Here is an 8656-nt window from a genome sequence, read left to right as displayed (position 1 = left end):
CCAAACTCATTTTACAATTAATTTACATTCTTCTCTTAAGTTGCTGGTACAATGGGAAATATTTTTTGAGAATTTTAGATGTGAGAAGTGAGATACGAGGTTTTTGACGAGAAAAGCACGCTTTTTGAGTTACTATTTTGGGTTTACGAGAGGAAGATTGCGCGACAGTAAGCCATTTTTACGCTCATTACGCTAAATTGACTCTCGCCTTTTCAGCAAGTTTTCTATATGAAATTTCAAAGCTATCATGTTTTTAATTGTAGAAATTTGTTTTATTTCATAATCTAATTGTCTCTTTCAAGATTTGAATGGACAGTTATCTAAATAATATTAATAACAACAGAGCAATGATTCGCTATTGCAATAACTGTTTGGATATTCATTTATTTTTAGGTCATGATTTAAACGAAAAACTACCTTGGCATTCCACAATTGGTTAAACTTGCGTCCTTTTTGGTAAAGAAGCTTTCTTACAGTTATTTCAATTTGTTCATAAATTACTAATGTTAGTTTTAATACAAATGTTCAATTTTAGCCATAATGTTTAAAGATGCCATTCGTGAAGAAATCATCAGTTTAAATACTTACCCATTTGCAAGTGTACGAATCAAAAAAGCCAAGAGTACAAGATTGTTTTTAAACAAAGAACAAATCGAGCAGCTAAAAAATCACAAGAGTTCATTTGGTCAAACAGATACCTATTTCAGAGATATGTTTATTTTTTCTTGTTATGCCGGAGGATTGCGTTTTAGTGATGTCGTTACCTTACAATGGAAAAACTATGATGAAAACGAACAACGTATCAGATTAAACATCCGTAAAACTAAACGTTCACATCAATTCAAGGTAGGTCAATCTGCTTTAGAGATTTTAAACAAATACAAAAAAGAAACTTCCGAACCAGATGATTTTATTTTTCCAATCATTTCAGAAGCTAATTTCTTCGAACAATCCAACGAATACCAACTAAAAGTAATCGGTAGCAAAAATGTTTTATGTGGTCAGAAATTGCGTAGAATGGGCAAAGAATTAGAATTTCCATTCTCATTATCTTTTCATTTAAGCCGACATACATTTGCAACCCAAGCCTTAGCTAACGGTATGCGTATTGAGTATGTATCAAAACTTTTAGATCACTCTGATATTGGAACAACTCAAATTTATGCTAAAATCGTAAACGAAGAATTAGACAAAGCAGTAGAGCAATTCATTGAATAGTAAATGTTTATTTTAAAATAATGTAAGAAGATAGATTTTGAAAATCAAAATATTGTACATATATTTGTACATAATAAAATACAAGATTATGATAATAGCAAGTGTTTCAGATTTCAGAAAAGATATTAAATCTTACTTAGATAGAGTTTCGAAGAATTTTGAAACCTTAATCATCAACAGAGGGAAAGATTCAGGTATTGTGGTAATGTCATTAGAAGAGTACAATTCTTTAATGGCTACAAATCACGAATTATCTTCTCGTATCAATGAATCAAGATTAGATGCTGCCATTGAAAAATTAAAAAGTAACCAATCTTTTGAAAGAGAATTAATCGAGGAATAGATGAAATATATTTTCGTAGATGAATCTTGGGAAGATTATTTATTTTGGCAAAAAACCGATAAGAAAAAAGTAAAACGTATCAATGATTTATTGAAAGATATTTCACGTACTCCTTTTACTGGTATAGGGAAACCAGAGCCATTAAAACATAAATATTCAGGGTTTTGGTCACGTAGAATAGATGAAGAACATCGTTTAATTTACAAGTACGAAGATGGTCAGATATTAATAGCAAAGTGCCGTTTTCATTACGATTAAATAATCAATTTTTAAGATATAAATAAGATAGAATTCTGTTGGGTTGTAAAACTTAACAGAATTTTTTTTATGCCAAAATCGTAAACAAAGAATTGGATAAAGCCGTTGAGCAATACATTAAATAAATAACATTAAATTTTTTAGTATTCAATAATTATATCGTAATATTGCAATGATAATAAATCAATAATGGGAACAACTAAATCAGAAATATTTACAGACGAACAAAATAAACTAGCTACTTTATTCAAAGTATTAGGACATCCTGCTCGTGTGGCTATTATTCAGCATATTATCAAGCAAAATGCGTGTATCTGTACGGATTTGGTGGATGAATTAGGTTTAGCACAAGCCACGATTTCTCAACATTTAAAAGAATTGAAAAGTATAGGAATTATTCAAGGTTCCATCGAAGGGAAATCAGTGTGTTATTGTATAGATGAAAAGGTTTGGGCTTCAATTCAAAATGAGTTTTCTAACTTTTTCAATCAAAATGTAAAAATAGAGAAATGCTGTTAAGGCATTTTTTTAAAATAAAACATCGTAATATTACGATTAATAAATAATAATATTAAGAAGATGAAACTTTCAGAAATCAAAGAAATCTTACCAACATTACAAAATGTTGAATTTCAATTAGAGGATGGTACTTTCGTGCCAGAGCATTTCCACGTTACAGAAGTGGGAGAAATCACAAAGAAATTTATTGATTGTGGTGGAGTGATTAGAAATGAAAAAGTGGTGAACTTCCAATTATGGAATGCAGACGATTACGAACATCGTTTAAAACCAGGAAAATTACTAAACATTATTCGCTTATCCGAAAATAAATTAGGTATGGAAGATGCCGAAATTGAAGTAGAATATCAGTCGACTACAATTGGTAAATACGATCTTGAATTTAATGGAAAACATTTCATTTTAAAGAATAAAAAAACAGCTTGTTTAGCGGAAGATGCTTGCGGTATTCCTGTAGAAAAACCAAAAGTGAAATTGTCAGAAATCCAATCATCTTCTTGTACACCAAATTCGGGGTGTTGCTAAATATTGTAACCATAAATATTATAACAATTACCAATGATAATTTTTTAGGAGTTGTAGAAGTCGATAAACAAGGATTATCAAACAGTAAACGGTATTAATATAGATAAGAATTTATAGAAACGTAAAAGTATTAATTTGTGAATGCATAAATCAGATAAAAACAATTCAATGGATGAAATATTTGATGTTATAGTTATTGGAGGCGGGCAAAGTGCATTAGCTTGTGGATATTATCTAAGACGTGCAAAACTGAAGTATATTATTTTGGATAAGCAAAATACTTCAGGCGGGGCTTGGCTCCATACTTGGGATAGTTTAACCCTATTTTCTCCAGCAGATTATAGCTCGTTACCTGGATTGATAATGCCAAATTCTGAAAATAAATTCCCTACAAAACAAGAGGTTATACATTATTTAGGACAATACGAGCAATATTATCAACTTAATGTGAAAAGAAATAGTGAAGTTGTTGAAATTAAAAAAAATGGAGATTTTTTTCAAGTTCACACGCAAGAAAGTTTTTTTAAAACCAAAACAGTTATTTCTGCTACAGGAACGTGGGCAAATCCTTTCATTCCGAATTTAAAGGGAATAGAAAATTACAAAGGTGTTCAAATACATTCAAGTAAATATAAAAACCCCGAAGATTTTAATGGTTTAAAAACATTGGTTGTTGGAGAAGGTAATTCTGGTGCTCAAATTGTTGCTGAAGTATCAAAAAATACGACAGTAAAATGGTCAACAAAAAAAACACCTGAATTTCTACCCGATGAAGTGGACGGCTATTATCTGTTTAAAATTGCCAACGCAAGATATAAAGCAGAATTAGAAGGAAAAACATTTGATGCATCAAATTACAATTTAGCCAGTATTGTTATGGTTCCACCTGTAAAAGAAGCTCGTGAAAGAGGAGTGTTAATTTCTAGTGGTACATTCCGTGAGTTTTACGACAAAGGAGTAATTTGGGATAACGGCGAACAAGAAGATTTTGATGCAATTATTTGGTGTACAGGCTTCGGTTACGATACTACATTCCTAAAATCACTAATACAACTAGATGAAAAAGGTATTGCAAAAACCAATGAAACTAAGTCTTTAGATATTGAAGGTTTATGGTTTGTAGGCTATGGTAATTGGACAGGTTATGCATCTGCATCTTTAATTGGGGTAAACAGAACCGCAAAACAAACAATTTTAGAAATTCAAGATTTTTTATCTAAACACTTAAAAATTAATTAAAAATATGTACTCAACAATATTAAAAACTGTAGAGCAATTTCATTTTGAAAATATCAGTAATGATCGCAAAAACATTTTACAACCTTTAATAGATTACATTCAAGGAAAGGTAAATAGTAAAAAACCGGTAAACCTTAATTTTATTTGTACACACAATTCTCGAAGAAGTCATTTATCACAGGTTTGGGCGCAAACTTCAGCATCATTCTATAATATAGATAATGTACACTGTTATTCAGGTGGTACACAAGAAACAGCTTTGTTTCCTAAAGTAGCAGAAACATTAGAAAATCAAGGCTTACAAATTCTAAAAATTGCAGATAGTATAAATCCTATTTACGCCATAAAATTTGATGAAAATTGTTTACCAATTATCGGTTTTTCTAAGAAATATAATGATGCTTTCAATCCTATTTCAAATTTCGCAGCGATTCTAACTTGTTCCCAAGCAGATGAAGGTTGCCCTTTTATTTCCGGTGCTGAAAAGCGAATTCCCATTACTTACGAAGATCCTAAAATATCGGATGGTACAGCCGAACAAACCGAAGTTTACAAACAACGAAGTACCGAAATAGCAACCGAAATGATGTACATATTTTCACAAATCACTAAATAAACGATGCAATCAAAACTAAAATTCCTTGATAGATACCTAACCTTATGGATATTTTTTGCAATGATAGCAGGGGTAACGATTGGATATGTATTTCCTAATATGCCTTTTTGGGTTGAAAGTTTAAGTGTGGGTACAACTAATATTCCTTTGGCATTAGGTTTAATTATTATGATGTTTCCACCTTTAGCCAAAGTAGATTATGCTTTATTACCAAAAGCACTCAAAAACAAAAAAGTAATTGGTATATCCTTAATCCTAAACTGGATAATTGGTACAGTTTTAATGTTTGGTTTGGCAGTTCTATTTCTTCATGACGAACCGGATTATATGTCTGGATTAATACTAATTGGTTTAGCTCGATGTATTGCAATGGTGATCGTTTGGAGCGATTTAGCGAAGGCTAATAGAGAATACACAGCGATGTTAGTCGCATTGAATAGTATTTTCCAAGTCTTAAGTTACAGTTTTTTAGTTTGGTTATTCATCAACATATTACCAAGTAAATTAGGCTTAGCTAATTTTAATGTTTCGGTTTCAATGATAGAAGTAACCCAAAGTGTATTGATCTATTTAGGTATCCCATTTTTAATAGGTTTTATCACGAGATACACGCTAATTAAAAAGAAAGGTATAGAATGGTACAATCGTGTATTCGTACCCAAAATTTCTCCCATAACACTCTATGCATTATTATTTACTATTGTGGTAATGTTTAGTTTAAAAGGAGATAAAATACTTGAATTACCTTTAGACGTAATCAAAGTAGCAATCCCATTAGTGATCTATTTTGCACTGATGTTCTTCATCAGTTTCTTTATCAATAAAGCAATGAAGGTTCCTTATGATAAAAATGCATCTATTTCATTTACAGCAACAGGTAATAACTTCGAATTGGCCATTGCAGTTTCTATTGCGATATTTGGTATTCACTCGCCACAAGCTTTTGTAGGAGTTATTGGTCCGTTAGTCGAAGTTCCTGTATTAATCCTTTTAGTAAAAGCTAGTTTGTGATTGAAAAGCATATATTATAAAGAATAGAGCAATACATCGAATAAGGAAGTTTTAAATATCTTTAACGACACATTTTATCTTTGTAATGTATTAATTTACTTCAAATTACACTATAAAAGGTTAATTGCTAAAACTTAATTTATGATGAAGTATTTGATAAAAGAAACTGTACAATTCAAAGAGTTTACACAAGTTGCTTTACACAATGTAAAGTCGAAAGAATTTGATATTATAGAGGTGCAACCTCTTACAAATGACGGGTATTGTCAAGCATTAATTGACAAAATATTTGAGATTTCTCATTCTGAAATTGCTGATTTTATCAAACATCAACTTTTATATGCAAAAGATAAGCTACATTGGATTAATAAGTTTGAAAAGTTAGTTTCAGTAAATGAATTTCTGTTTGAAAAAGGAAGAAATAAAACTCGTTTAATGAAAATTTATACTTCATAAGAAATAATTCGATTAGGTTTATATAAACCAATAGAGATTAAAGACGAAGAAAGACCTGCACCAAGATACATCAATGCAGATTCAGAAGAACGATATTTTTCTTTTTATAAAACGCAGAAAAATTTGGAACAGATGGAGGATTATTGCGATCAGATCTTTTTCTTAACTGATGAGAAATACGAATACGAACAAGCTAACATTCATTTTATCAATCCAAAGCTTCCAGAATATTCAGTGCAATGCAACAAAAAAATTGACCACTTACAACACATCAGAACATTAACGGAAGAATTACAAGTGGTTAAAGAAGAAAAATGCAATTACAACAAACTACAATTCAATGGAAACGTCAATCAGTTGGTAGACATATTTTACCAATTAAACAGAGAGTTGTTTATTAATGGTAAAAATTATTTAGATGGAAATGTAAACGAGATTTCTAAAATGATTGTTTATTCTTTTGTAGACAAAGACGGAAATAAAGTAAGTATTGAAACGGTCAAAACCATACTCACACCATCACGAGAAGAAAAACGACCGAATAACGCAAAACGAATTGATGTAGATAAATTACTATAATATTCGCAATCCTAACTATCCCAGTTAGGATTTTTTTTTGGTCATAAAAGTCCTGTTCATACGTTCAACCTCAAAAATCAAAAGTCTTTATCTATCAGCCATTCAAAAAGATATGGTCCTGACAAGACCATTTCAGGACTAACGGACTTTTTTTTCTGTACTTCATTTGTTCCATAATCTTAAACAAATTAGAAAATGGAAGCAATCATTTTAACAAAGGATCAATACGATGCGATCGTATTCCAATTAGAGGAAATCACTAAAAAATTAAACAAAGCATTAGCAGCTAAACAAGAAACATTTATGGATAACCAAGAGTTTCTAATGCTAATGAAAATCTCAAAACGAACTGCTCAAACGTGGAGAAATGAAGGAAAGGTTTCATTCTGTCAAGTAGGCAACAAAATCTACTACAAAATGTCTGATGTCGAAAAGTTATTGAACGAACACTACAACAAATCATTCACTAATAAACGCTAAAAATTAAGAGCAATAACCTGGCATAAAAATTCGCAGACGAATGTCAATCCGTTAAGTGAAACGTAAAAATGTTTACCGACTGAAAGGAGTGATTTAAACATTTTAGTGAAGCGAAATGAAGATTGACCGTCCAGAATTGAAGCCTTCATTTTTTGATTACTTTTTTATCAAGAAAAAAGTAATTAATAAAATGAACATAATAATAGCAAACATCTCAAATGTTTTTGTATCAAGCCAAATCCAAAGGATTCATGAATACATTATTCATAAAACAATAAACCAATGAATAAAAAAGAACATACAATAACAAAAGTCTAATAACTAACATCTCAAATCTCAATACTATGAGTGTCGTACTTCATCACTTCATAGACATTAAATATAATTATTTTAGTTTTGATTTTAGTATTTCATAAGGAGTTTTACCTTTAAATGAACCATGTGGTCTATTGAAATTATAAAAATTCTCCCATTGTTCTAAGTTTTGATTTAGATCGACATCATCAGTATAGCTTAAAAGTTGATAAAACTCTTTTTTATCAGTTAAATGAGATCGTTCAACTTTCCCATTTAACTGAGGCGTTCCTACTTTTATAAATCGGTGTCTCATTCCTAAATCTTGAACATGCCAATGAAATTTTGATTGAAATTCATGTCCGTTATCTGTTTGAATTGTATTAATTCTGAAAGGAAATTTATCTACAACATAATTTATGAAATCAATTGAACTTAATTGATTGTGCTTTTCATAGATTTTAAGCGCTCTAATTCGTGTAGCATCATCAATTGCTGTATATTGAAATCGCTTGATTTTATGGCCATTTGCATCTTGAAAAATTAGAAATTTAGCATCATCCTGTACATGATGACCTAGTGTTTCTTTTTCATATCGAATACTATGCATAGCTCTTCTAGTTACCTTTCTGTCTAATCGACCTACATTATTGCGTTTTAGAATACGATAAACACTTGATTCTGATATTAAAATATCATGATAACGTTCTAAATACCATTTAATTCGCCAAGTCCCTAATTTATGTTCTTTTCGAAGTTCTAATACTTTATTTACAATTTCTTGCTTGATTTGATTGGGAAATGTACGAGGAGTTGGTTTTTTTCTAAGTAAACCTTCTTCTCCATGTTCATCATATGCCTTTTTCCATTTATAAAATGTACTCTTTTTCACGCCAAAAAATTTATATGCTATAGAGTTATTTCCATATTCTTTGGCATATTTTAGAACTTGTAGTTTTTTACTATAAGTTAAATAAGCTGCTATTTCTTTTGTCTTTTTAATCATCATAAAGCTATATTAGTTTTTTACTAATTTAGTCTACGAGGATATGACGTACCCACAACGAATGTATTCAAGAAGGAGGGAATAAAGCTTTTCTGCCTTTCAAACGAACTTT

General features: G+C 30.4%; 12 protein-coding genes. 11 read left to right on the top strand and 1 reads right to left on the bottom strand.

What is annotated here, in order from left to right; genetic code table 11:
- The first annotated feature begins 540 nt into the window (after positions 1-540).
- The 11 genes from RT575_RS15305 to RT575_RS15255 all read left to right on the top strand — a co-directional run bounded on the left by RT575_RS15305 (position 541) and on the right by RT575_RS15255 (position 7244).
- Complete coding sequence (locus RT575_RS15305; protein ID WP_125350815.1) at positions 541-1218, top strand: tyrosine-type recombinase/integrase; 678 nt, start codon at positions 541-543, stop codon at positions 1216-1218.
- A gap of 88 nt (positions 1219-1306) precedes the next feature.
- The gene (locus RT575_RS15300; RefSeq protein ID WP_068599366.1) at positions 1307-1561 is read left to right on the top strand and encodes a type II toxin-antitoxin system Phd/YefM family antitoxin; all 255 of its coding nucleotides are present in this window, start codon (positions 1307-1309) and stop codon (positions 1559-1561) included.
- Entirely contained in the window at positions 1562-1819 is a 258-nt protein-coding gene (locus RT575_RS15295; protein ID WP_114999210.1) for a Txe/YoeB family addiction module toxin, read from the top strand.
- A gap of 189 nt (positions 1820-2008) precedes the next feature.
- On the top strand, positions 2009-2338 hold the full coding sequence (locus tag RT575_RS15290) for an ArsR/SmtB family transcription factor (RefSeq protein WP_114999208.1): 330 nt from the start codon (positions 2009-2011) through the stop codon (positions 2336-2338).
- A gap of 60 nt (positions 2339-2398) precedes the next feature.
- Entirely contained in the window at positions 2399-2863 is a 465-nt protein-coding gene (locus RT575_RS15285) for a DUF6428 family protein (RefSeq protein WP_114999206.1), read from the top strand.
- 168 nt (positions 2864-3031) lie between these two features.
- Entirely contained in the window at positions 3032-4102 is a 1071-nt protein-coding gene (locus RT575_RS15280) for an ArsO family NAD(P)H-dependent flavin-containing monooxygenase (RefSeq protein ID WP_313567227.1), read from the top strand.
- A 4-nt stretch (positions 4103-4106) separates the two neighbouring features.
- Positions 4107-4718 (top strand): low molecular weight phosphatase family protein, encoded by a 612-nt coding sequence (locus RT575_RS15275; protein ID WP_291073737.1) that lies wholly within the window; start codon positions 4107-4109, stop codon positions 4716-4718.
- A 3-nt stretch (positions 4719-4721) separates the two neighbouring features.
- Complete coding sequence (gene arsB / locus RT575_RS15270) at positions 4722-5729, top strand: ACR3 family arsenite efflux transporter (RefSeq protein ID WP_291097930.1); 1008 nt, start codon at positions 4722-4724, stop codon at positions 5727-5729.
- A 141-nt stretch (positions 5730-5870) separates the two neighbouring features.
- Positions 5871-6185, top strand: a complete 315-nt coding sequence (locus RT575_RS15265) for a hypothetical protein (protein WP_286496423.1) — start codon at positions 5871-5873, stop codon at positions 6183-6185.
- A 132-nt stretch (positions 6186-6317) separates the two neighbouring features.
- The gene (locus RT575_RS15260) at positions 6318-6764 is read left to right on the top strand and encodes a hypothetical protein (RefSeq protein WP_291073730.1); all 447 of its coding nucleotides are present in this window, start codon (positions 6318-6320) and stop codon (positions 6762-6764) included.
- A gap of 195 nt (positions 6765-6959) precedes the next feature.
- Complete coding sequence (locus RT575_RS15255; RefSeq protein WP_286496426.1) at positions 6960-7244, top strand: helix-turn-helix domain-containing protein; 285 nt, start codon at positions 6960-6962, stop codon at positions 7242-7244.
- Positions 7245-7629: 385 nt separating this feature from the next.
- Here RT575_RS15255 and RT575_RS15250 read toward each other — a convergent pair whose 3' ends face one another.
- Positions 7630-8544: an IS481 family transposase gene (locus RT575_RS15250; protein WP_313581999.1), complete on the bottom strand. Its 915-nt coding sequence runs from the start codon at positions 8542-8544 to the stop codon at positions 7630-7632.
- Between the last annotated feature and the right edge of the window lie 112 nt (positions 8545-8656).

This window comes from Chishuiella sp., assembly GCF_032109125.1.
Lineage (GTDB): Bacteria > Bacteroidota > Bacteroidia > Flavobacteriales > Weeksellaceae > Empedobacter.
This window is presented reverse-complemented; position numbering and strand designations above follow the sequence as displayed.

Coding starts and splice junctions, on each gene's coding strand:
- RT575_RS15305 (WP_125350815.1), top strand. CDS start 541: ATGTTTAAAGATGCCATTCGTGAAGAAATCATCAGTTTAAATACTTAC.
- RT575_RS15300 (WP_068599366.1), top strand. CDS start 1,307: ATGATAATAGCAAGTGTTTCAGATTTCAGAAAAGATATTAAATCTTAC.
- RT575_RS15295 (WP_114999210.1), top strand. CDS start 1,562: ATGAAATATATTTTCGTAGATGAATCTTGGGAAGATTATTTATTTTGG.
- RT575_RS15290 (WP_114999208.1), top strand. CDS start 2,009: ATGGGAACAACTAAATCAGAAATATTTACAGACGAACAAAATAAACTA.
- RT575_RS15285 (WP_114999206.1), top strand. CDS start 2,399: ATGAAACTTTCAGAAATCAAAGAAATCTTACCAACATTACAAAATGTT.
- RT575_RS15280 (WP_313567227.1), top strand. CDS start 3,032: ATGGATGAAATATTTGATGTTATAGTTATTGGAGGCGGGCAAAGTGCA.
- RT575_RS15275 (WP_291073737.1), top strand. CDS start 4,107: ATGTACTCAACAATATTAAAAACTGTAGAGCAATTTCATTTTGAAAAT.
- arsB (WP_291097930.1), top strand. CDS start 4,722: ATGCAATCAAAACTAAAATTCCTTGATAGATACCTAACCTTATGGATA.
- RT575_RS15265 (WP_286496423.1), top strand. CDS start 5,871: ATGATGAAGTATTTGATAAAAGAAACTGTACAATTCAAAGAGTTTACA.
- RT575_RS15260 (WP_291073730.1), top strand. CDS start 6,318: ATGGAGGATTATTGCGATCAGATCTTTTTCTTAACTGATGAGAAATAC.
- RT575_RS15255 (WP_286496426.1), top strand. CDS start 6,960: ATGGAAGCAATCATTTTAACAAAGGATCAATACGATGCGATCGTATTC.
- RT575_RS15250 (WP_313581999.1), bottom strand. CDS start 8,544: ATGATTAAAAAGACAAAAGAAATAGCAGCTTATTTAACTTATAGTAAA.